The sequence below is a fragment of the Acetobacter sp. ESL1128 genome (assembly GCF_058505085.1).
On the sequence record NZ_CP196369.1, the window covers coordinates 30,333 to 52,381 of the forward strand.

A 22,049-nucleotide genomic window follows, 5' to 3' on the forward strand; every position below is an offset into this window, starting at 1 on the left:
GGGCCTCTTATTCGTCGGCTTTGGGCGGTGCGGCCGGTGGCGTGTTTGCCGTAGGCTGCTGCGCGGGCTGTTGCTCGGTTCTGGCCGGGGCGGGGGCTGCTGGGCCACCTTGCGGCATGGGGGGCATGGCGTCGAGCGCCATATGCAGGGGCACGTTGGGGGGCGTGGTGGAGTAGCTGGTGGGGGTGTAGAACTTGACGCCAGCGGCCGCCATACGCAGGGCAATACGGCGGTAGAACTCGCGCTGGACCTTCCACTTCATCATCGGTGCGGTTTTGATGATGCCAACCAGCACAGCACCGTTCCCATCCGAGCTATCCACACCCAGATCGGTATAATCAGAGAAGATCATGGGGCGGAAGGTGTCTTCCTTGCGCATGTCTTCAATGGTTTTCTGCATGATCTTGACGACCTTGCTCGTGTCTTCGCTCAGGTCCAGCGTCTGGCGCACAATAATCTGGTTAAAGCCGCGCGCCGTGTTGGCAATGGAGGTCACGGAGGAGAACGGGATAATATGCAGGTCCCCGTCAAACGACCGGACGCGCAGGGTGCGGATGGAAAGATGTTCAACCGTACCGGCAATGCCACCCGTTGTAACCCAGTCCCCCACCTGAATGGCGTCCTCTGCCAGCATGAAAAAGCCGGTGATCACGTCTTTGACAAGGCTTTGCGAACCAAAGGACAGGCCAACACCCAGAATACCCGCACCCGTAAGCAGCGGTGTGACGTTGATCCCGATTTGCGAGAGCGTGGTAACGGCCACAAAAATAATGATCACGGCCAGCAGCACCGTGCGGATAATGGGGAGCACGGTACGCAGCCTTGCGGCCCGTGCCTCCTGCGCACTGGCCGAATAGCGCGAGATCTGCTTGTTCAGGATACTGTTCACCGTCTCCCATGCCACAGCGGCAATGGTCATGCCGATCAGCAGGCAGGCCGCAGCCCCGACCAGACGCAGCCCAAGGGCTGAGTGGAGGAAGAAGTCAAAGGTGGGAATGCTCCAGCTTTGTGCAACGCAGATCGCGGTGGTCAGGATAATGGCAATGGTGATGATCTTGCGCACGAACGGGTAGTAAAAATCTGCCCGTTTCTGCAGGTCAGGGTACTGGGCCTGCAATTCCGGCCCAACGCGGAACAGCCGGTCCTGCAACCCGTAAACCAGCAGAGCAAGAACGCGGGAGACAATCAGGCACAGGAAGTTCAGCAATGTGCCATGCAGTATCCACTGGTATCCCCCCTTCAGGTGGGCTGCCCAGACAAACCACAATGCCATGTCCAGAAAAATAACCGGCACCCACCACAGCTTGGCCAGCGTGCCAGCAAACGCCCACAGGGCATTTTTGCGCAGCCCCGGAGAGGGCTGGAGTGCGCGGGCCACAATATGGCGGATACGCCAGATAAAGGCGGCAATCAGCAGGTGTTCGATCAGCACCACACCGCGCATCATGGCTTCCACCCCGCGCGTATCCAGATCAAACTCCCGCCCCAGAATGGACAGGCAGATCACAATGGACGGGGCCGCGACCAGCACGTTCCACCACCGGGTCAGCAGCCGGGCCGTGTCATCTGGCATGGGCAGCAGGCGGATGGCGGGCGAGCGCGGGACCAGAACGGTCTCAACAATCAGGTAAAGGCCGCGGGCAATGGCGTAGGCGTTAACCAGAGTCAGTGCCACGGTGCGGGCCTGATCGGTGGAGGTCAGGAACTCCGCACCAAGGTAGCCAAGCAGCAGGCATACCCCAACCGGTAGCAGTTTGAGCAGGAAGTGCATGGCATTGTAGGGAATGCGTACAAGGTAGCGGAGCACTTCGTTCCCGCGGCGCTGGTCTTTTTCGCGCGTTTGGGTCGTGTCTGCATCTGTGGCGCTGTCCGCATCGGCCACGGCTGCGGTTTCGGTTGGTGTGTCGCGGTTTATGGTCTGGGCTTCTGCCTGCCGGGCTTCGCGCGCTTCGGCCATTTTTTTGACCGAGGTCAGAGGCCGGCGCAGGCCAATGCTGGTTGCCCGCTCGGCCACAAGGGCCAGAGCAATAATCAGCAGGGCGCGGCCAAAGGAATCCAGCAGGGACTGGCGGGACTGCGGGTTCTGCACCTCATGGCGGAACCACGTGCCAACAGAACCCAGATCGGTAAACAGGCTGGTAAAGTTGTCCACGTACTCGGTGGCCGTGTTGCCCAGATCATCAAGTTCCGAGTGCACGGAATTGTCTATGACCGCAGGTGCGGCGCTGGAGGCGGCAGAAGCCTTGGAGGCAGCACCGGCCGGGGCTGCGGGCAGCCCTTTGGCCATAAGAGAGAGCGTTTTGGAAAATTCGGCGCGCTTTTGCGGGTCGTTCAGCACGTTCAGCAGTTGCTGGGCATCCTGCTGGCTCAGCCCGCCTGCCTGCACGGCGGCAGGGCTGTCAGCCAGAGCGCGCGCGGTGGGGAGCAGGCCCCAGCCGAGCAGGAGAATAAGGCAACTTTTGAAAATCCAGGAGAAAAAGAAAAACCGGTCCCGGCTTTGTGCGGTCATGACCTGCCCTGTCCTTTGCTGAACGGTCTGGGGGTTTTGCGCTACGCGCCTGATATTGCCCGCAGGGTAGGAGGCAAATCAGGCGGTATCAAGACCGGCAACCGGTTCAACTGTTATTCGGGCAGGCGGGTGGGTTTAGTTGTGGGGTGGAAAAGGGGCAATCTGGGCGGGCTTTGTGTGCCGCAGGACCAGTGTGCCCGCCATCATGTCATGCAGCCCCTGCTTGCGCTGGGTGAACGCGACCATCAGCACCCCGATGTAAAGCAGGGGGAAGGACAGAAATGCCTTGATAACAAACCGCAGCAGCGCACGCGGATGCGAAATCTGTTCCCCCTGAAGCGTAACCACTTCCAGCCCGAACAGCCGCTTGCCCGGCGTTGCCCGGAACGAGGAGGCTTCGAACATGACGCAGTACACCATGGGCAGCAGACTGAGCACAATGCCGAACGTATGCCATTCCGACCCCGCATGCAGGTGCGGGATCAGCACGGAAATGGGGTTTGCATGCGGGAGCGATGTTGTGGCGATGTTCACCACATCCACCGTCTGGCTGGAGGTATCGGGGATGGGCAGTTCTTCCCAGTCCACATTAATTTTGGGGCCAAAAAACAGGCTGAGAATACCTTCAGCCGTGCTCAGGATGACCGCATCAATCAAAAATGCCCAGACACGCCACCAGAACCCTGCATAAACCCATACATCGGGCTGCGGCTGTGGTGTGTTCCATGCTCCGGACCCGGCAGGTTGGGGTTGCGGTGTTGCGCCCCAGCCGGGCGGAGGCGTAATGCTGGCCATGGTCAGGCTCCCTGATGTGCCGCGAAAAGGCAGGTCATCTGTAAAAAACGGAACACTCAGCTACGGTACGAGCCGTTGATGTCGATATAGCCGTGTGTCAGGTCACAGCTCCATGTGCGGGCCGTGCCCTGGCCAAGCCCCAGGTCAACTGCAATATCAATTTCCTGCCCCTTCATGTGGGCGACCACGGGTGTTTCGTCATACCCTTCGGTTACGGTGCCATCCCGGGCAATGCAGACGCCGCCAATGGATACGCTCAGCGTGTCCCGGTCGGCAGGTTCGCCACATTTGCCAACGGCCATGACCACACGGCCCCAGTTGGCGTCTTCCCCCGCAATGGCGGTCTTGACCAGTGGGGAGTTGCCAATGGCCATGGCCACACGCCAGGCGGATTCGTCCGATACCGCTCCGCTGACCGTAATGGTCATGAGCTTGGTTGCACCCTCCCCATCACGGATGACCAGCAGGGCCAGTTCGCGCAGCAGGTCGTTCAGGGCGGTCCTGAAATCGGCCAGAGCGGGGTCGTGCAGGGCATCCACCGTGTCGGCCACAGGGGCATTGCCCGCCGCACCGGTAGCAAACAGCAGAACCATGTCCGATGTGGACGTATCGGAATCGACCGTAATGCAGTTGAAGGTGGTTTTAACCCCGGTGCCCAGCAGGGTTTGCAGCACGGAGGCTGGCAGGGCCGCATCCGTTGCAACAAAGGACAGCATGGTGGCCATGTCGGGCGCGACCATGCCACTGCCTTTGGCCATGCCCTGAATAACCACATCCGTGCCGTTGATCCGTGTTTTGCGGATGGCGGCCTTGGGGAAGGTATCCGTGGTCATGATCCCGCGTGCAGCAGCCTCCCACCCCGTTTCGGACAGGGCGGCATGCAGTGCGGGCAGGGCGGTGGTAATGCGCTCGGCGGGCAGAATTTCCCCAATAACCCCGGTGGAGGCCAGATAGACGGCATCGGGCGAGCAGCCTGTTACTTGGGCGGCGGCCTGTGCCGTGGCCTCGCATGTCTGGCGGCCGGCGCGGCCGGTGAACACGTTAGCGTTACCAGCGTTGACCACCAGTGCGCGGGCCTGCCCGCTGGGCAGAATGGCGCGGCACCAGTCCACTGGTGCGCCGGGGCATTTGGATTTGGTAAACACGCCGGCAACCGTGGTGCCGGGTGCAAATTCGGCCAGCACCAGATCGGTCCGGCCCTTGTAGCGAATACCTGCCGCAATGGCGCCAAGCCTTACCCCACGAACAATGCCAAGCTCAGGCATTGGCTGGGCAAGGGGAGAAACGGGGAGAGACTGCGCCATCTGGCGGTATCCTTGGTAGATGTCAGCCCCGGTCCACCACAGAACATTCTGGGGCGGGCCGGGGCTGTTGTCGGTTGGAGTATCTTACTTTTTAGGTGCTGCGGGCGTATCGGCCAGCGGCTTGCCCGTGGTGGGGTCAAAACGCACGATCTTGACACCGGCTGTGGCTTTTTCCACGGCCTGACGCACGTATTTCTGGATCAGGGCCTGACGGATCTTGTCATGCACGGCGTCAAGCGTGGGGGTCGGGTCCGTGCGTGTGTCCAGCACCTGAATAACGTGGAAGCCATACTGGCTCTGCACGGGTTTGGTGCTGATTTCGCCCTTCTTCATGGCAAAGGCTGCATCGGAGAAGGCGGGGATCATGTCGCCCTTTTTAAACCAGCCAAGGTCACCACCGTTCTGGGCGGCACTGCCCTTGTCGGTCGAGACTTCGGCAGCCAGCTTACCAAAGTCCGCGCCACCTTGCAGCTTCTTGATAACGTCGTTGGCTTCGGCTTCGGTCTTGACCAGAATGTGGCGTGCGTGAACTTCCTGCTCGGCAGGCTTGCCCACGTAGTTTTCGTTATAATACTGCTTGATGGACTCATCAGACAGGTGAGGCATCACCTGCTGGGACAGCCATGCGTTCTGGAGTGCGTTGTCCGCTGCCGTCTGCATCAGCTTCTGGGTATCGGGCTTTTTGTTCAGCCCTTCCTTCTGCGCTGCAATCAGGATGGCCTTCTGGTCTGCCAGCTGGTTGACCAGCATGGGGTAGATCAGGGTGGTGGGGAGCTGGCGCATCTGCGGTGGCATGGTGCCCATGGCGTTCTGCACATCGGCAACGGTGATTTTTTCACCATTAACGGTGGCCACAACCGTGTTCGGGTCTGTGGGCTGTGCAGGTGCCGTGGAGGCCGCCGGAGCTGGTGCTGCCGCAAAGGAGGGAGCGCACAGCATGGAGGAACCGAGCAGGGCAGTAGCTGCCAACCCGAACGCGTAGGGAATAAACCGCATAGGACAAAACCTTAAAGTCGGTAAAAAACAGTTCGATATGTATGAAGGAGGCTACCCGCCCCGGCAACCCCTGTTTCGTTCGGATATGGGGGCTGGACGGTAAGCTTGGTTGACCGAACCCCTGCCCGGTCCTATTTTGCAGGGCAAGCCACGCAAAACGCCTGTGTCTTTCGCCCTGTCCCGCATCATTTTTGCGGGATGACTGAGGGTGGGGGGCAAGGCCGCACTGTTCTGGAAAGGTGTTCATGCTTTCACGCTTCGTCCGCGCCCTGTTCGGCACAGCCAATGACCGGACGCTCAAGGCATTCCAGCGCCGTGTGTCGGAAATTAACGCACTGGAGCCTCAGATTCAGGCTCTGGATGATGCTGCCCTGGCAGCCAAAACCATAGAGTTCAGGGACCGGCTGGCCAAAGGTGCCACGCTGGATGACCTGCTGCCCGAGGCCTTTGCCGTCACGCGTGAGGCCTCGCGCCGCGTGCTGGGCATGCGCCATTTTGACGTGCAGCTGATCGGCGGCATGGTCCTGCACTCCGGCCGCATTGCGGAAATGCGCACGGGGGAAGGAAAAACGCTGGTGGCAACGCTGGCTGTGTATCTGAGCGCCCTTTCCGGCAAGGGTGTGCATGTGGTCACGGTCAATGATTATCTTGCCTCGCGCGATGCGGCGGAAATGGGGCAGCTCTATACATTTCTGGGGCTGACCACGGGCGTTATCGTGCCCAACATGCCTGATGAGCAGCGCCGTCAGGCCTACGCGGCAGACATTACCTACGGCACGAACAACGAGTTCGGGTTCGACTACCTGCGCGACAACATGAAGTACCAGCTGAACGAAATGGTTCAGCGGCCCTTCCACCACGCCATTGTGGACGAGGTGGACTCGATCCTGATTGACGAGGCGCGGACCCCGCTCATTATCTCCGGCCCGGCGGAAGACAGTTCCGACCTGTATCGCTCGGTGGATAGCGTTGTCGCCCGGCTGGTGCAGGACGAAACCGCATACGAAAAAGACGAAAAGTTCCGCACGGTCATCCTGACCGATGCCGGATCGGATGCGGTGGAACTGCTGCTGCGTGAAGAAGGCGTGCTGGATGAGGGCGGGCTGTACGACCTGCACCACGTGGCCGTTGTGCACCATGTCATGCAGTCCCTGCGCGCACATACCCTGTTTGCGCGTGATGTGGATTACATCGTACGTGACGGCAAGGTTGTGATTATTGACGAGTTTACCGGCCGCATGATGGAAGGCCGCCGGTATTCCGATGGTCTGCACCAGGCACTCGAAGCCAAGGAACACGTGGAAGTCCAGCAGGAAAACCAGACGCTGGCCTCCATTACCTTCCAGAACTTCTTCCGTCTTTATCCCCGTCTTTCGGGCATGACCGGCACGGCCATGACCGAAGCCGATGAATTTGCCGAAATCTATAATCTGGATGTGGTGGCCATTCCCACCAACCGCCCCGTAGCCCGCAAGGATGAGGACGACGAGGTTTACCTGACAGAGGCGGAAAAATTTGCCGCCGTTGTCAAGCTGATCAACGAGGTGCACCAGCGCCAGCAGCCCATTCTGGTCGGCACCACCTCGATTGAGAAGAGCGAGGCCCTGTCTGCCCTGCTCAAGAGCGAGAACATTCCCCACCACGTGCTCAATGCCCGCTTCCATGAGATGGAGGCCAAGATTGTGGCGCAGGCTGGCGCACCGGGGTCCATTACCATTGCCACCAACATGGCTGGCCGCGGGACGGACATCAAACTCGGCGGCAATGTGGAAATGCTGATCGCCCAGCAGCTTGGCGATATGGAAGACACGCCCGAACGCGCCGCTGCGGAGCAGGAAATCCGCGACCGTGTAATCCGTGACCACGCGACGGTGCGTGAGGCCGGTGGGCTGTACGTCATCGGCACGGAACGGCATGAAAGCCGCCGGATCGACAACCAGCTGCGTGGCCGTGCGGGCCGGCAGGGGGACCCGGGGAACTCCAAGTTCTTTATTTCGCTTCAGGATGACCTGATGCGGATTTTCGGTTCCGACCGCATGGGTAGCATGTTCCAGAAGATGGGCATGCAGGAAGGCGAGGCCATTGTTCATCCATGGCTGAGCAAGGCGCTGGAACGGGCGCAGAAAAAGGTCGAAGCCCGCAACTTCGACATGCGCAAGAACACGCTCAAATATGATGACGTGATGAACGACCAGCGCAAGGAAGTGTATGCCCAGCGCCGCGAATTCATGGCGCAGGATGACGTATCCGCAATTGTGGCCGATGCGCAGGACGATGTGACCGATATGCTGGTTGCACGCCACATCCCCGAAAAATCCTTTGCCGAGCAATGGGATGTTGAGGGGCTGACCCAGCAGGTCCACAAGACGTTTGGCCTTGACCTGCCAATTGCCGACTGGGCGCGTGAAGACGGAATGGATGCCGAAGGCGTGGCCGACCGGATCAGCCAGGCGGTTACCCAGTCCCAGGCCGCGCGGGCAGCCAATATTGGCCCTGACCTGATGCGGTTTATTGAAAAGCAGATCCTGCTGACAACGTATGATGCGGTCTGGAAAGAGCACCTGCACGCGCTGGACCAGCTCCGTCAGGGCATTGGCCTGCGCGCATACGGGCAGAAAGATCCGCTGAACGAATACAAGCATGAAGCCTTCCAGCTCTTTACCTTCATGCTTGAGGAAATGCGCCAGCGCGTAGCATCGCTCATGGCGCATGTGGAGGTCTCGCCTCCACCGATGGAAGACCCCTTTGCAGACACGGCGGCCATTCATGCTGACCCCGAAGTTGCAGGGTATGCCTCGGAACCGGGTACCGGGCTTACGCCGGGTGCCGCGCCGGAAATGGCCGTGCCCATCGGGGGCAGCGCCATTATGCCGGATGATCCGTCCAGCTGGGGAGAAACCCCCCGCAACGCGCCATGCCCATGCGGATCGGGCAAAAAATACAAGCATTGCCACGGGCAGCTCGGCTGAACACGGCCCACCCGGGGCAGGACAGGTAAGGTTAAGGAATATGGCTGGTCATTCCCAGTTCAAGAACATTATGCACCGTAAGGGTGCGCAGGATGCCAAGCGCGCCAAGCAGTTTGGCAAGATTATCCGCGAGCTGACCGTAGCCACACGCTCCGGCCTGCCCGACCCCAACTCCAACCCGCGCCTGCGCGCCGCTATTGTTGCGGCGCGTGATGTGAACATGCCCAAGGACACCATTGAGCGTGCGATCAAAAAGGCATCGGGTGGCGCTGGTGGCGATGACTACGTGGAAATGCGCTACGAAGGCTACGGCCCTGCAGGTGTGGCGGTTATTGTGGAAGCCCTGACGGACAACCGCAACCGCACGGCATCGGAAGTGCGCGCGGCGTTTTCCAAAAGCGGCGGCTCCATGGGGGAAACCAATTCCGTCTCCTTCATGTTCCGCAGGCTGGGCGTGATTACCTACCCCGCATCCGTTGCTTCGGAAGATGACATGCTCGAAGCGGCTATCGAGGCCGGGGCCGAAAACGTGGTTTCGACCGATGCAGGGCATGAGATTACGTGCGAGGTCGAATCCTTCTTTGCGGTCAAGGATGGGCTGGAAGCCCGGTTTGGTGAGGCCGAAAGCGGCAAGCTGGACTGGCGGCCTGAAAACACCGTGACACTGGACGAGGAAAAGGCCCGGAGCCTGTTCAAGTTCCTTGATGTTCTGGAAGACAATGATGACGTCCAGAACGTTTATGCCAATTTTGACCTGCCGGATGATCTGGCGGAAAAACTGTCGGCCTGATTGTGGTACGTCTGCTCGGCATTGATCCCGGCCTGCGCTTTACAGGGTGGGGCGTGATTGATGTTGAGGGCAACAGGCTCCGGCATGTGGAAAATGGCGTTATCGCCACCAATAGTGCAGAGAGCGTGCCAGACAGGCTTAAAGTCCTGCACGATAATCTGCATTGGCTGATAGAGCGCCTCCAGCCCGCAGAAGCAGCGGTGGAGGAAACCTACGTCAACCGCAACGGGGCTGCTACGCTCAAGCTGGGTTATGCCCGTGGTGTGGCCCTGCTGGCCCCCGCCCTTGCCGGGCTGAGCGTGGCCGAATACGGCGCGCTTGCGGTTAAAAAAGCGGTGGTTGGCACCGGCTCGGCAGATAAAAAACAGGTGGAAATGATGGTGCGCAGGCTCCTGCCGGGGGTGGAGGTCATACGGGCGGATGCGTCCGATGCGCTGGCCGTGGCCATCTGCCACGCCCACCACAGGGCCAGCGCCCGCCACATTGCAGCCGGAGTGCGCATGGCATGATTGCGTTTTTATGCGGACTTGTCATTCAGGTGGATCTGGGCAGTTGCGTGGTGGATGTGAATGGCGTGGGCTATCTGGTAGCCGCGTCCACCCGCACTCTGGCAGCCCTGCCCAACCCGCCTGAAAAGGCCCGGATTCTGATCGAAACCGTGGTGCGTGAGGATGCGATCCTGCTTTACGGTTTTTCCGAAAGTGCGGAGCGTGAGTGGTTCCGCCTGCTTACGGGTGTGCAGGGGGTTGGGGCCAAGGTGGCGCTGGGTATTTTGTCCGCTCTTTCGGCGAGTGATCTGGTGGCGGCCCTGACCACGGCAGACAAGGCTACCCTTATGCGCGCACCGGGTGTGGGTGCGCGGCTGGCCGAGCGGATTTTGACTGAACTGCGCGACAAGGCAGGCAAAATGCCCGGTAGCAAGGGCGGTTTTAGTGTGCCGGTCATGGCAACCCCTGTTGGCAGCATAGAGGCCGATGCCCTTATGGCACTGGCAGGTCTGGGCTTCCGGCGCATGGAGGCAGCCCCCGTTGTGCGCCGCATTATGGACGCCAGTGGGCCTGAAACCACGCTGGACACGGTGCTGCGTGACAGCCTGAAAGACCTTGCCCGATGAGCCCCGAATTTACCCCCGAGCGCGAGATTGACGCGACCCGGCAAGGGGAGGATGTGGGGGAGGCCGCCTTACGGCCACAAACTCTCTCCGATTTTACGGGGCAGCAGGCCAGCCGCGAAAACCTGTCCGTTTTTATTCATGCCGCCCGCAACCGGGGGGAGGCGCTGGACCATGTTCTGCTGCATGGCCCGCCGGGTCTGGGCAAAACCACACTGGCCCAGATTGTGGCGCGCGAACTGGGGGTGGGGTTCCGTGCTACATCCGGTCCCGTTATCCAGCGTGCGGGTGATCTGGCGGCTATTCTGACCAACCTGCAACCGCGGGATGTGCTGTTTATTGACGAAATCCATCGTCTTCAGCCCGCGATTGAGGAAATTCTCTACCCTGCCATGGAGGATTTCCAGCTCGACCTGATTATTGGCGAAGGCCCGGCAGCGCGCTCCGTGCGGATTGACCTGCCCCCCTTTACGCTGGTCGCGGCCACCACCCGTGCCGGGTTGCTGGCGACACCTTTGCGTGACCGCTTTGGCATTCCGCTCCGTCTGGTGTTTTACACGCCGGAGGAGCTGGCGCGCATTGTGGCGCGTGGGGCGGACAAGCTGGGGTTTGCCCTGTCCGCCGGTGGGGCTATGGAAATTGCACGCCGCTCGCGGGGGACACCCCGTATTGCAGGGCGTCTGCTACGCAGGGTGCGTGATTTTGCCTCTCTCTCCGTGCCAGAGGGGCAGGTGGTTGAGGTTGATGTGGCCGATGCCGCCCTGACCCGGCTGGAAGTGGATGGTCTGGGGTTGGACGGCATGGACCGGCGTTACCTGCGGCGCATAGCAGAGTACCATCACGGTGGCCCCGTTGGGGTGGAAACACTGGCTGCAGCTCTGGCCGAATCGCGTGATACGCTGGAAGATGTGATTGAGCCTTTTCTTATTCAGGAAGGGCTGGTCCTGCGCACAAGCCGGGGCCGTGTGCTGGGCGAGCGTGGCTGGCGGCATCTTGGCTTGACGCCTCCGCCCCGACCGGAAAACACTGCTGGACCCCAGATGGATTTTCTGGCGGATGATGAGGAAGCTCCATGAGCAGCCACTCCATAGATTTTCGCGTTTATTATGAAGATACGGATGCAGGGGGCATTGTGTACCATGCCCGGTATCTGGCGTTTGCCGAGCGGGCGAGAACCGAGGCCATTCGTAGCTGTGGCATGCCTGCCTCGGGCCTTTTGCATGATTACGGGCTTGTGTTTGTGGTGCGTGACGCCAGACTGACCTACCGCATGCCCCTGCGGCTGGATGATGTGCTGACCGTTACAACACGGCTGACATCCCTGCGTGCGGCCAGTTGCCGGCTGGAACAGATTGTAACCCGCGGGGCCGATGTTGCGGCCGAGGTGGATGTAGGTCTGGCATGTGTGCGCGCAGCAGATGGGCGTCCTGCCCGATTTCCGCCTTTATGGCATGATCTTCTAAGCCGGTTGGCACCAAAGGACTAAAAGCGCCTCTTCTGCTTTTTTACGGAAAACAGTAAGAAGCAGCAGTGTTGGGCCGTGAGGAATCTCGCCCGAGTCGGAGACTGGTGGCCCGCAACGGGTGCAGAGGCAGGAGGCATTATTGGATCGTGCGGTTGATGCGGCAAATCTCGGCGTAAGCGCGGCGGGAGACCTGTCGGTTTGGGCGTTGTTTATGAACGCCTCGCTTGTGGTCAAGCTGGTTATGCTGGGGCTGCTTTTGTGCTCCATTATGGTCTGGGCCATTATTATCGACAAGTTTGTGACAATCCGGCGGATCAACCGCGCGGCTTCGGGGTTTGAGGACCGGTTCTGGTCCGGTGGCAGCCTTGATGACCTGTACGAAAGCGATGGCGCAAAGCCCGTAAGCCCGATGGCCGCCGTGTTTGGCGCAGCCATGGGAGAATGGCGGCGTTCAGCCCGTATTCCGGGGGTGGATCTGGTGCGTGGCGGGGTCAAGGAGCGCGTGGACCGCGCCATTGGCATTACCATCACGCGGGAGATGGATCGCCTGCGCCGCTGGGTGATCTTTCTGGCAACCGTGGGGCCGGTCGCTCCGTTTGTGGGCCTGTTTGGCACGGTGTGGGGGATCATGCATTCCTTCAGCTCCATTGCGGCAGAACACAACACCAACCTGAGCGTTGTGGCCCCCGGTATTTCCGAGGCGCTGTTTGCAACCGCTATTGGCCTGCTGACCGCCATACCCGCCTATGTGGCCTATAACGTGATCAGTAACAGCATGGACCTGTTTGAGGACCGCCTGGAAGGATTCGGCACCGAGTTTGCTGCCATTCTCTCCCGCCAGTCTGAAGAAAGGGTCTGAGCATGGCTATGTCGTCTGGTGGGAGCGGGCGCCGCCGCAGGCGTCCGATGGCCGATATTAACGTAACGCCCATGGTCGATGTCATGCTGGTGCTGCTGATCATCTTTATGGTCACATCCCCCATGATGACCAGCGGCGTGAATGTTGACCTGCCCAAAACCGACGCCCGGCCCGTAAACTCGGATACAAAGCCGATTACGGTGTCCATCAAGGCGGATGGGGCCCTTTTTCTGGGGGATGAGCCGGTCACAGCGGAACAGCTTGTGGCCCAGCTCAAGGCAGCTGCGAACAATGACACCGAGCACCGCATTTTTGTGCGTGGTGACGCCCATATTGATTATGGGCAGGTCATGCAGGTCATGGGTCAGATTACCGCAGGTGGATTTACACATGTGGCTCTGCTGGCGCAGCAACCCGCCAGCTCCGGGCAATAAGCCATCCGGTCGGGTGGAGAGGTACGAACACGATGCCTATGGCACGGCCACGCCGGTCTGATCAGCTTTTGCTCAGGCGGTCTCTTTATGTGTCAGGTGCGGCGCATATCGCAGCACTTGTGGCACTGCTGATCTCCCTGCCGCCGCCAAAGCCGCCGGAAGAACCGCCACAGCCAACGGTCGAGATGGAGTTCGAGCCATCAGACGCGCAGGATGGAGGCCCCTCTGCCAAGGCTGAAAAGCCTGCAGATGAGCCGCGTCCGCCTGCTCCCGCCGTGCAGGATGCTCCTCCCACGCCCGAGCCGCCCAAGGACGTGCCGAACGAGGAGCCCCCACCACCGCCCCCGCCGCCTCAGGCTGTGCCGCCCCCGCCCCAGGCGGAGGCTGAACCGCTGCCGGACGTGCCCCTGCCCCCCAAGGCGGAGGAACCCTCGCCAGAGGCGGTCAAGACGCCCCCATCCCCCCCGGCGCCGCTCAAGCCGTCTACCAGCGTGGCACCCCCATCCCCCATGACGCAGCAGACGGATACGCTGCCCGACATGGTGGTGCCCTCGCACCTGACGCAGCCCAACAAGGCTAAGAAGAGCGAGCCGGACACACATTCGCTGCTGGAAACGCTGGATACCTTCCGCTCGGACCAGAAGCAGACACACGCCCCCAAGGCGCGGGCCAACCCGCTTGCCGGTGGGGCCCCTAACGGGGGTGGATCACCCGTGGGCAGTAACATTACGGGCAGCCTGAGCGTTGGGCAGCAAAAGGCCATTGGGGCATCCGTCCGCCGTTGCTATTCGGAAGATACGGCGGCCAAGGACTATGCCAGTTTTGTGGCCCATCTGGTTGTAACCGTGGATGCAACGGGCGAGGCACGGATTGTGCAGTTCGCCCCGGAAACACAGGCCCGTATGAGTGCGGATGCGTCCTACCGTGCTCTGGCCGAGCGTGCCCGCGCGGCCGTGTTAAGCCCCACATGCGCCAAACTGCCGATTCCCAAGGAGCTTCTTGGGCAGCCCCGGCAACTCAAATTTGTCTTCAGGCCTTAAAAGCAGGCCACACGGAGGAAAACACATGCTGATGAGTACCCGGCCTCTTATTTCCGATCAGGAAGCAGATGCTCTGGTGGGCGCGCTGCGCCGCCGTACCCTGCTTGGCGCAAGCGTTGCCGCAGGGGGCATTCTGGCCACTCCGCTGGCTGCTTTTGCCGCCACAGCCGCGCCAGAAGCGGAAATTACGGTGGATCAGGCCCGCACGGCTCCTATCCCCATTATCATCCCCGATTTTGGGGGCGGTCTTGGCCAGCAGATGGCCGAGGTACTGACCAACGACCTGAACAACACGGGCCTGTTCAAGGTTATTCCCGGCTCATCCACTGCCGCCAAACCCGATTTTGCCACCGCCAAGGGCCTTGGCGCGCATGCGCAGGTTACGGGGAGCGTTACGGGGAGTGGCGCATCCGTGCGGGTGGAAATCCGGCTGTGGGACGTGCTGAGCCAGCAGCAGATTCAGGGGACGGCCTACACAACATCTTCCGCCAACTGGCGGCGTATCGCCCATATTGTGGGCGATGTGATTTACGAGCGGATGCTGGGTGAAAAAGGGTATTTTGATACCCGTATCGCCTTTATTTCCCGTTCTGGTCCACGTGGGCACCAGCGTACACGGCTGGCCATTATGGACCAGGATGGCGCCAATGCCCGCATGCTCACGGCCGGGAACTGGTTGACGCTGACGCCCCGCTTCAGCCCCGCCAAGGATCAGGTCGCCTTCATGTCCTACGCCAATAACCGGCCGCGGGTGTATCTGTTCGACCTCAACACAGGTCGGCAGCAGATTCTGGGTGATTTTCAGGGGATTTCGTTCGCGCCGCGCTTCTCGCCCGATGGGCGTTCGGTCCTGCTGTCCGTCACCCGTAATGGTGGGTCGGACCTGTATTCGGTCGATCTGGCCTCGGGCGCGCGCAGGCAGCTTACGGCTTCGGGCGCGATTGATACCAGCCCGTGCTACAGCCCGGACAGCTCGCAGATTGTTTTCAACTCCGACCGGGGCGGCAGCCCGCAGCTGTACATCATGCCCGCAGGTGGGGGGAACGCGCAGCGCATTTCCTACGGGCAGGGCACCTATGGCTCCCCCGTATGGTCCCCCCGTGGGGACCTGATCGCCTTTACCCGCATTGCCGGGGGCATGTTCTCCCTTGGGGTCATGCAGCCTGATGGCACGGGTGAGCGGATCATGACCGAAGGCTTTACGGTGGAAAGCCCGAGCTTCTGCCCCAACGGGCGTGTGCTGGCCTATTGCCGCCAGAGCCGCGCCGGCGCGGGTGGGAGCGGATTCAGTTCCATTATCGGCATGGTCGATATTACGGGCTTTAACGACCGCGTTATTCCGACGCCAGAAGGGGCATCCGACCCGGCATGGTCCCCCCTGAACGGGTGAAGGATTATTCTCCCGCCCGGCTTTGGGGCGGGAGAAGTTTTCATAATTCCGCCCTAATTTTCTTTATAATTTCGTAATTTAGGGTTATTGTGCTTGGGGCCGGGGTGTGTTGTTTGGGTATCAGTCAAGGTATGGCTGGTATGAGAAACAGAGAACATGCTTGACCGGCCGCATAAGCTATGGCTTACGGCGGAATGGTCTCCAAAATTCGTCGGCTCTTCGAAGGGTTCGGAGGGGAGCAGAAGAATACGCGGAGATACAAGGTTATTAACTTCTTTTTCTCCGAATAGCCCTAAGGCTAATTCTCAGGATCCGACACATGAGACTGAAAGTTGTTGCTGCGCTTGGTATGGTTGCTCTTCTGTCAGCCTGTGCGCACGAAAATGCAAACACGGGTGCTTCCACCGGCGCGGCTGTTCAGCCGTCTGGCCCGGTGCCGGGCAGCGAAGCTGATCTGGTCGCCAACGTGGGGGACCGCGTATTCTATGACCTGAACAAGAGCGGCCTGAGCGCAGACGCCAAGACCACCCTGCAGAAGCAGGCTGACTGGCTTGCAAAGTATCCGCAGGTGAACGTTGAAGTTGCAGGCAACTGCGATGACCGCGGCACCGAAGAATACAACATTGCTCTGGGTCAGCGCCGTGCAAACGCCGCTCGTGACTACCTGGTGGCAAAAGGCGTGACCTCTTCGCGCATCTCCACCATCTCCTACGGTAAAGACCGCCCCACCGCTCTGGGCGACACCGAAGAAGCATGGGCACAGAACCGTAACGCCATTACGGCTGTGAAGTAAGATTTTCAGACATTATCTGAAATCTGACTGATTAAACGGAACAGGCCGGGCCCCAAAGCCCGGCCTGTTTTGTATTTCGTGTCTTGTTTTGCGGGACGGAATGATGGAATCCTTGCCCGTTTCTTATCGATGGGGTGAGGTTTTCAATGAAGTCCCGGGTTAAAGCAGTACGCGTTGTCCGCCATGGTCTGGTGCTTTCGGGCCTGGTGGCCGTGCTTATGGGCACAACCAGCCCCATGGGCCATGCACAGGATGTTACCAGCCGGGAAGGCATTGCCCTTCAGGACCAGATTCTTGCCCTCAAACAGGCCATGAGCCAGATGCAGGCCTCCCAGAGCGAGGGCGGGGCACTTCCCCCCCCATCTGCCTCTGCTGGTGGGGCATCGGCTGTGAATGGGGATCTGGTCTCCCAGTTGCTGGAGCGGGTCAGCACGCTGGAACAGCAGCAGCGCGACATGCGTGGCGAAATTGACCAGTTGACCAATGACCTCCAGCAAAAAACAGCAGCCCTGTCCAAGCAGGTGGCGGATAGCCAGTTTGCCGCGCAGGCTGGGGCAGGGGGCAGTGCAGCCCCGGCAGCCGCAGCCTCTGCAGAGCCTGCGGCGCGCCCCACCACGCCCGATGCCCTGCTGAGCGCGGGCAAGGCGGCCCTGCAAAAGCGGGATTACGATACCGCGCATGACAATGCCGAGGCCGCCCTTAAAAGTGCCAAGGGGGCATTCAAGGTGGATGCGCAGTTCCTGCTGGCCCAGTCCCTTGCCGGGCAAAAGCAGTATCGGCAGTCTGCCGTGGCGTATTACGATGCGTATCGTCAGTCACCCAAAAGCGCTCGGGCCCCTGATGCCCTGCTGGGTGTAACGGCCTCGCTTCTGGCGCTGGGGGACAAAAAATCCGCGTGTGAAGCACTGGGCAAGCTGAATAACGAGTTCCCGTCCCCCGCACCCCGCGTGGCCCATGCGGCGGAAATATACGGGCGTAAGGGTGGCTGTAACTAATGCTCCAGCACGTACCCTCGGGTTATCGGGGGTAGGGGGATTGCCGGTCCGGTTTGAACAGCGCCCGGTTTTTTCTGACCAGCCGGTTCCGCCGCAATGGTTTGCGGCATTGCTGGACACCCTTGGCCCGTGGGGTGCGGATGCACCGGGGAGCCCCCCGGTTGCACTGGCTGTTTCTGGTGGGGGGGACAGTCTGGCGCTGGCATGGCTGGCCCGGCGCTGGCGGCGCAATCTGCTGGCCCTTGTGGTGGACCACGGGTTACGCCCCGAATCCGGGGCAGAGGCCCGGCTTACGGTGGAGCGCCTGCACGCCATGGACGTGCCCGCCCGCCTGATAACCCTGACCGACCTGACCAAAGGCCCTGCCATGGCCGCACGGGCGCGCAAGGCCCGTTATGCGCGCATGGTGCAGGCCTGCCAGCAGGCTGGCTGTGTGGACTTACTCCTGGGCCATCAGGCGGATGATCAAGCCGAAACCGCATGGATGCGCTCTAACGCGGGGAGCGGGCCGGATGGGCTGGCAGCCATGGGCTGGATCAGCCATACGCTGGATGTGCGGCTGGTAAGGCCATTACTGGGCGTTTCCCGTGTGGCCTTGCGCCAGACATTGCGTGCGGCCGGGCTGGCCTGGGTGGATGACCCGTCTAATCAGGACCTGCGTGCCGAGCGTGTGCGGGTCCGCTTTGCCTTGCAGGACAATGGCCTGTCCGAGCAGTTCTGGTGCCTTGCCATGGATGCAGGCGCGCAGCGCATGGCGCGTGAGAGGGTGCAGGCCATGGCACTGGCGCAGACCTGCGCATTTTACCCCCATGGGTGGGTTGGGCTTGGGCAAAACCTGCCCGAAGCGGCTACTTTGTCGGGGCTGATCCGCACGGTTGGTGCGCAGCAGTACCCCCCTGCTCCGGCTGCCGTAGCGCGGCTGTGCAAAAACGGGGGAGCGGGCACACTGGCTGGCACCCAGCTTGCCAGATGGCGCGATGAGTGGTTTCTCATCCGGGAGCTCGCTGGCGTGAGCGCGCCGGTAGCGGCCAGCCCCGGCGTTGTATGGGATGGCCGCTTTGTGTTGCGCGCCCCTTCTGCCCTGCTGCGTTGCGGGGTATATGTGGGGGCTGCCGGTTACGGGCTGGCGCGCAAGGTCCGTGCCGGGTGGCCAGCCCTGTTCTGTGCCGGGCTGCCCGCCTTGTGGTGGCAGGGGCAGCGGGTTGCGGTGCCGCATCTGGGGTGGTGCAGCACGGCAGACTGGGCAGATGTTTTTTTTGAGTTCAGACCGCCTGTTCCCGTAACGGGAATGGGTGTGTACGGGTGCAAAAAAGTACACAACAAGGACTATGTGGGGCCCGTGGGCTAGGAAAACGGTTCAGGCATCCCATTTATAAGAGCAAAGGTTGCTTTTTTCCCCGGGCGCCGGGCAAGATGGCAGGACACTCCGGCGCTTTACGCACTAGAAGTATGGACACTCGGGCAAGATGAACAATTTAGGTCGCAATCTGGCGCTTTGGGTCAGCATTATCCTGCTACTGCTGTTACTGGTGAACATGTTCCAGCCGGGCACGGCGCAGCATGCCGCCCAGCAACTGGCATATTCCGATTTTGTGGCCGATATTGATTCGGGGCATGTCCGGTCTGTTGTCATGCAGAACCACAATATTTCCGGCACGCTGACCGACGGCACCGCGTTTGAGACCTATGCCCCCATGGACCCCTCCCTTGTCTCGCGCATGGTGGGTAAAGGGGTGGAGGTTGTAGCCAAGCCACTGGAGCAGGATGGCAGCCCGCTGCTGCGCTACTTCCTGAACTCCCTGCCCATTATCCTGCTGGTCGCGGCATGGCTGTTCATGATGCGGCAGATGCAGGGTGCGGGTGGTCGTGGTGCTATGGGCTTTGGCAAGTCCCGCGCCAAGATGCTGACCGAAAAGCATGGCCGCGTAACGTTTGAAGACGTGGCCGGCATTGATGAAGCTAAGGGCGAGTTGCAGGAAATTGTGGATTTCCTCAAGGACCCGCAGAAGTTCACGCGGCTGGGCGGCAAAATCCCCAAAGGTGTGCTGCTGGTTGGCCCCCCCGGCACGGGTAAGACCCTGCTGGCCCGCGCCATTGCGGGTGAGGCCAATGTGCCCTTCTTCACCATCTCCGGGTCCGACTTTGTGGAAATGTTTGTCGGTGTTGGTGCATCGCGTGTGCGGGATATGTTCGAACAGGGCAAAAAATCCGCACCGTGCATTATCTTCATTGACGAAATCGACGCCGTTGGCCGCCATCGTGGTGCGGGCATGGGCGGCGGTAATGATGAGCGCGAACAGACCCTGAACCAGATGCTGGTGGAAATGGACGGGTTTGAAAGCAATGAGGGCGTGATCCTGATTGCCGCCACCAACCGCCCCGACGTGCTGGACCCCGCATTGCTGCGCCCCGGCCGGTTTGACCGGCAGGTGGTGGTGCCCAACCCCGACGTAAGTGGGCGTGAAAAAATCCTGCGGGTGCATATGCGCAAGGTGCCGCTGGCGTCCGACGTGGACCCGCGCATTATTGCCCGTGGTACCCCCGGCTTTTCCGGTGCGGATCTGGCCAATCTGGTCAATGAGGCCGCACTGTCCGCTGCCCGCCTTGGGCGCCGCACGGTGTCCATGCGCGAGTTTGAAGACGCCAAGGACAAGGTGCTGATGGGCGTTGAACGTCGCTCGCTGGTGATGAGCGAGGACGAGAAAAAACGCACTGCCTACCATGAGGCCGGGCACGCCATTACCGCCGTGCTGGTGCCCGAGAGCGAGCCCATTCACAAGGCGACCATTATCCCGCGTGGGCGCGCCCTTGGCATGGTCATGCGTCTGCCTGAGGACGACCGGCTCTCCATGAGCAAGATGAACGCCATTGCCCACCTTGTGGTGGCCATGGGCGGGCGTGTTGCCGAGGAAGTGGTTTACGGCAAGGACAACATCTGCAACGGCGCAATGGGGGACATTAAAATGGCCACCCGTGTTGCCCGCAGCATGGTGACCGAATGGGGCATGAGCGACAAGCTGGGCATGATCGCCTATGCGGATGAAGATCAGGGCAACAGCTTCTTTGGGGCCGCCCGCAATTTTTCTGAACAGACGGCGCGCGATATTGATGTTGAAGTCAAACGCCTGATTGATGAAGCCTACGTGCAGGCCCGCAACTACCTGCATGACCATGTGGACGAACTGCACCGTCTGGCCGAAGCCCTGCTGGAATACGAAACCCTGACAGGTGAGGAAATCCGCCAGATCATGCGCGGCCAGCCGATTGAACGGCCGGAAGAAGCAGATGATGGCCCGGTTAACCGCCGCGCCTCCGTGCCGCAGGTTACGGGGGAAGCGCCAGCCCCCACCCCGGCGGAAGATGGCGGCGCTGTTCCCGCTCCCCAGGCCGGTTAATGGCAGGGTGCGGCAGTAAACGGATATGAAGCAGAAGAGGCGGCACCCGGTGCCGCCTCTTTTGTATGGTGGGGACAGTAAAAAAGGATAAGGCGATGTGGCACAGGCTGGTTGAACCCATGGGGTTCCTGTTTGGACCAATGGCGCAGGAGGCCATACGGCAAGGCGTGGCCCTGCCATTCCAGAACAGTACTGCCGCGTTTACAGCCGTTTTGCTGATTGAAGGGGATAGCGCTTCTGGCCCCGTGCCTGTGGGCGCTGTGCCGCATGCGTGGCTACCCGTGATGCAGCGCCTTGTTTCCCCCGTGCCCGATGCCGGGTTGCCTGCGGGGCCGCTGGTTATGGGAATCCTGAATACAACACCAGACAGCTTTAGCTGTGCAGGCCAGCACTACCATGCAGGTTCTGCCTTACAGGCGGCCGAACAGATGGTGCGTGATGGGGCCGGTGTGCTCGACATTGGGGGAGAAAGCACACGCCCCGGTGCCGCAGTTGTCTCCCCCCAGCAGGAGTGGGATCGGGTTGGCCCGGTGCTGGAGGGGCTGCACCAGAGCATGCCCGATGTGCCGCTCTCGGTCGATACGCGGAACAGTCTGGTTATGGAGCGTGCACTGGTTGCGGGTGCGCGCGTGATCAATGATGTTTCCGCCCTTGGGCACGACCCGGCTGCCCTGCCTTTGCTGGCAAAGCAGCAGTGTGGCGTTGTGCTCATGCACATGCGCGGCACCCCCCAGACCATGGAGCAACACACCCATTATACCGATGTGGCCTGCGATGTGGTGCGGGAACTGGGGCAGAGGGTGGAGGCCGCGGTGGAAGCGGGCATTGCCCGTGAGCGGCTGATGGTGGACCCGGGGTTTGGCTTTGCCAAAACGCAGGAGCAGAATGTTGTTCTGCTGCGCCGTATTCTGCTGCTGGCCAATCTGGGGTGCCGTGTGGTGTGCGCTCTCTCGCGCAAACGCATGATTGGCACGCTAACAGGTGTGGCAGACCCCGCCCAGCGTGATAGCGGCACGGTGGCGGCCTCCCTTATGGCCATGCCCTTTGGCAACCCGTTGCTGCGGGTGCACGCTGTGGCCAGCATGGCGCAGGGTGTCCGGGTCTGGCAGGGGGTGCAGGGTGGGTAAGCATGGTGCACCAAAAATGTTTTTTGTGGCCTGAACACGGTTTCTTCCAACCCAAAACCGTTTTAGGAAAGAGCAGC

Annotated in this window: 19 protein-coding genes; 15 read left to right on the top strand and 4 right to left on the bottom strand. The window is 60.9% G+C overall.

The window, feature by feature from the left end; genetic code table 11:
- Positions 1–7 precede the first annotated feature (7 nt).
- The 4 genes from ACSYTG_RS00195 to ACSYTG_RS00210 all read right to left on the bottom strand — a co-directional run bounded on the left by ACSYTG_RS00195 (position 8) and on the right by ACSYTG_RS00210 (position 5,604).
- On the bottom strand, positions 8–2,509 hold the full coding sequence (locus ACSYTG_RS00195) for a mechanosensitive ion channel domain-containing protein (RefSeq protein ID WP_489783458.1): 2,502 nt from the start codon (positions 2,507–2,509) through the stop codon (positions 8–10).
- A gap of 135 nt (positions 2,510–2,644) precedes the next feature.
- Positions 2,645–3,304, bottom strand: coding sequence for an RDD family protein (locus tag ACSYTG_RS00200; RefSeq protein ID WP_086646546.1), 660 nt, complete (start codon positions 3,302–3,304; stop codon positions 2,645–2,647).
- A 56-nt stretch (positions 3,305–3,360) separates the two neighbouring features.
- Positions 3,361–4,608, bottom strand: coding sequence for a bifunctional glutamate N-acetyltransferase/amino-acid acetyltransferase ArgJ (gene argJ / locus ACSYTG_RS00205; protein ID WP_095349476.1), 1,248 nt, complete (start codon positions 4,606–4,608; stop codon positions 3,361–3,363).
- Between the two features lie 84 nt (positions 4,609–4,692).
- A complete protein-coding gene (locus ACSYTG_RS00210; protein WP_086646548.1) occupies positions 4,693–5,604 on the bottom strand; it encodes a peptidylprolyl isomerase in 912 nt (303 codons plus the stop codon).
- A gap of 245 nt (positions 5,605–5,849) precedes the next feature.
- On the opposite strand from ACSYTG_RS00210, the gene secA reads away from it, so the two are divergent.
- From secA to folP, 15 genes are all read left to right on the top strand, one after another.
- Positions 5,850–8,573 carry a preprotein translocase subunit SecA gene (gene secA, locus ACSYTG_RS00215; protein ID WP_086646549.1) on the top strand — a complete coding sequence of 908 codons (2,724 nt, stop codon included), beginning with the start codon at positions 5,850–5,852 and terminating at the stop codon, positions 8,571–8,573.
- A 40-nt stretch (positions 8,574–8,613) separates the two neighbouring features.
- Complete coding sequence (locus ACSYTG_RS00220) at positions 8,614–9,363, top strand: YebC/PmpR family DNA-binding transcriptional regulator (RefSeq protein WP_086646550.1); 750 nt, start codon at positions 8,614–8,616, stop codon at positions 9,361–9,363.
- Between the two features lie 2 nt (positions 9,364–9,365).
- A complete protein-coding gene (gene ruvC / locus ACSYTG_RS00225) occupies positions 9,366–9,872 on the top strand; it encodes a crossover junction endodeoxyribonuclease RuvC (RefSeq protein ID WP_086646551.1) in 507 nt (168 codons plus the stop codon).
- On the top strand, positions 9,869–10,477 hold the full coding sequence (gene ruvA, locus ACSYTG_RS00230) for a Holliday junction branch migration protein RuvA (protein ID WP_489783461.1): 609 nt from the start codon (positions 9,869–9,871) through the stop codon (positions 10,475–10,477). The genes ruvC and ruvA overlap by 4 nt, the downstream gene beginning before the upstream one ends.
- Positions 10,474–11,550, top strand: coding sequence for a Holliday junction branch migration DNA helicase RuvB (gene ruvB, locus ACSYTG_RS00235; RefSeq protein WP_086646553.1), 1,077 nt, complete (start codon positions 10,474–10,476; stop codon positions 11,548–11,550). The genes ruvA and ruvB overlap by 4 nt, the downstream gene beginning before the upstream one ends.
- Positions 11,547–11,960, top strand: a complete 414-nt coding sequence (gene ybgC / locus ACSYTG_RS00240) for a tol-pal system-associated acyl-CoA thioesterase (protein ID WP_086646554.1) — start codon at positions 11,547–11,549, stop codon at positions 11,958–11,960. The genes ruvB and ybgC overlap by 4 nt, the downstream gene beginning before the upstream one ends.
- A gap of 97 nt (positions 11,961–12,057) precedes the next feature.
- The gene (gene tolQ / locus ACSYTG_RS00245; protein ID WP_025826892.1) at positions 12,058–12,798 is read left to right on the top strand and encodes a protein TolQ; all 741 of its coding nucleotides are present in this window, start codon (positions 12,058–12,060) and stop codon (positions 12,796–12,798) included.
- 2 nt (positions 12,799–12,800) lie between these two features.
- Positions 12,801–13,232 carry a protein TolR gene (tolR, locus tag ACSYTG_RS00250; RefSeq protein WP_086646555.1) on the top strand — a complete coding sequence of 144 codons (432 nt, stop codon included), beginning with the start codon at positions 12,801–12,803 and terminating at the stop codon, positions 13,230–13,232.
- 32 nt (positions 13,233–13,264) lie between these two features.
- Positions 13,265–14,272: an energy transducer TonB gene (locus ACSYTG_RS00255; RefSeq protein WP_253529078.1), complete on the top strand. Its 1,008-nt coding sequence runs from the start codon at positions 13,265–13,267 to the stop codon at positions 14,270–14,272.
- A gap of 25 nt (positions 14,273–14,297) precedes the next feature.
- Positions 14,298–15,662 carry a Tol-Pal system beta propeller repeat protein TolB gene (tolB, locus tag ACSYTG_RS00260; RefSeq protein WP_086647073.1) on the top strand — a complete coding sequence of 455 codons (1,365 nt, stop codon included), beginning with the start codon at positions 14,298–14,300 and terminating at the stop codon, positions 15,660–15,662.
- A 319-nt stretch (positions 15,663–15,981) separates the two neighbouring features.
- A complete protein-coding gene (pal, locus tag ACSYTG_RS00265) occupies positions 15,982–16,455 on the top strand; it encodes a peptidoglycan-associated lipoprotein Pal (protein WP_086647072.1) in 474 nt (157 codons plus the stop codon).
- A 146-nt stretch (positions 16,456–16,601) separates the two neighbouring features.
- Complete coding sequence (locus tag ACSYTG_RS00270; RefSeq protein WP_408744338.1) at positions 16,602–17,450, top strand: tol-pal system YbgF family protein; 849 nt, start codon at positions 16,602–16,604, stop codon at positions 17,448–17,450.
- Positions 17,437–18,798 (top strand): tRNA lysidine(34) synthetase TilS, encoded by a 1,362-nt coding sequence (gene tilS, locus ACSYTG_RS00275; protein WP_489783466.1) that lies wholly within the window; start codon positions 17,437–17,439, stop codon positions 18,796–18,798. The genes ACSYTG_RS00270 and tilS overlap by 14 nt, the downstream gene beginning before the upstream one ends.
- A 118-nt stretch (positions 18,799–18,916) precedes the next feature.
- Entirely contained in the window at positions 18,917–20,845 is a 1,929-nt protein-coding gene (gene ftsH, locus ACSYTG_RS00280) for an ATP-dependent zinc metalloprotease FtsH (protein WP_086647070.1), read from the top strand.
- Positions 20,846–20,940: 95 nt separating this feature from the next.
- Positions 20,941–21,972 carry a dihydropteroate synthase gene (gene folP / locus ACSYTG_RS00285; protein ID WP_491706433.1) on the top strand — a complete coding sequence of 344 codons (1,032 nt, stop codon included), beginning with the start codon at positions 20,941–20,943 and terminating at the stop codon, positions 21,970–21,972.
- Positions 21,973–22,049 lie beyond the last annotated feature (77 nt).

What these genes read in the sequence shown, in the direction of transcription:
- ACSYTG_RS00195 (WP_489783458.1), bottom strand. Translation starts at nt 2,509, where the DNA reads ATGACCGCACAAAGCCGGGACCGGTTTTTCTTTTTCTCCTGGATTTTC.
- ACSYTG_RS00200 (WP_086646546.1), bottom strand. Translation starts at nt 3,304, where the DNA reads ATGGCCAGCATTACGCCTCCGCCCGGCTGGGGCGCAACACCGCAACCC.
- argJ (WP_095349476.1), bottom strand. Translation starts at nt 4,608, where the DNA reads ATGGCGCAGTCTCTCCCCGTTTCTCCCCTTGCCCAGCCAATGCCTGAG.
- ACSYTG_RS00210 (WP_086646548.1), bottom strand. Translation starts at nt 5,604, where the DNA reads ATGCGGTTTATTCCCTACGCGTTCGGGTTGGCAGCTACTGCCCTGCTC.
- secA (WP_086646549.1), top strand. Translation starts at nt 5,850, where the DNA reads ATGCTTTCACGCTTCGTCCGCGCCCTGTTCGGCACAGCCAATGACCGG.
- ACSYTG_RS00220 (WP_086646550.1), top strand. Translation starts at nt 8,614, where the DNA reads ATGGCTGGTCATTCCCAGTTCAAGAACATTATGCACCGTAAGGGTGCG.
- ruvA (WP_489783461.1), top strand. Translation starts at nt 9,869, where the DNA reads ATGATTGCGTTTTTATGCGGACTTGTCATTCAGGTGGATCTGGGCAGT.
- ruvB (WP_086646553.1), top strand. Translation starts at nt 10,474, where the DNA reads ATGAGCCCCGAATTTACCCCCGAGCGCGAGATTGACGCGACCCGGCAA.
- ybgC (WP_086646554.1), top strand. Translation starts at nt 11,547, where the DNA reads ATGAGCAGCCACTCCATAGATTTTCGCGTTTATTATGAAGATACGGAT.
- tolR (WP_086646555.1), top strand. Translation starts at nt 12,801, where the DNA reads ATGGCTATGTCGTCTGGTGGGAGCGGGCGCCGCCGCAGGCGTCCGATG.
- ACSYTG_RS00255 (WP_253529078.1), top strand. Translation starts at nt 13,265, where the DNA reads ATGCCTATGGCACGGCCACGCCGGTCTGATCAGCTTTTGCTCAGGCGG.
- tolB (WP_086647073.1), top strand. Translation starts at nt 14,298, where the DNA reads ATGCTGATGAGTACCCGGCCTCTTATTTCCGATCAGGAAGCAGATGCT.
- pal (WP_086647072.1), top strand. Translation starts at nt 15,982, where the DNA reads ATGAGACTGAAAGTTGTTGCTGCGCTTGGTATGGTTGCTCTTCTGTCA.
- ACSYTG_RS00270 (WP_408744338.1), top strand. Translation starts at nt 16,602, where the DNA reads ATGAAGTCCCGGGTTAAAGCAGTACGCGTTGTCCGCCATGGTCTGGTG.
- ftsH (WP_086647070.1), top strand. Translation starts at nt 18,917, where the DNA reads ATGAACAATTTAGGTCGCAATCTGGCGCTTTGGGTCAGCATTATCCTG.
- folP (WP_491706433.1), top strand. Translation starts at nt 20,941, where the DNA reads ATGTGGCACAGGCTGGTTGAACCCATGGGGTTCCTGTTTGGACCAATG.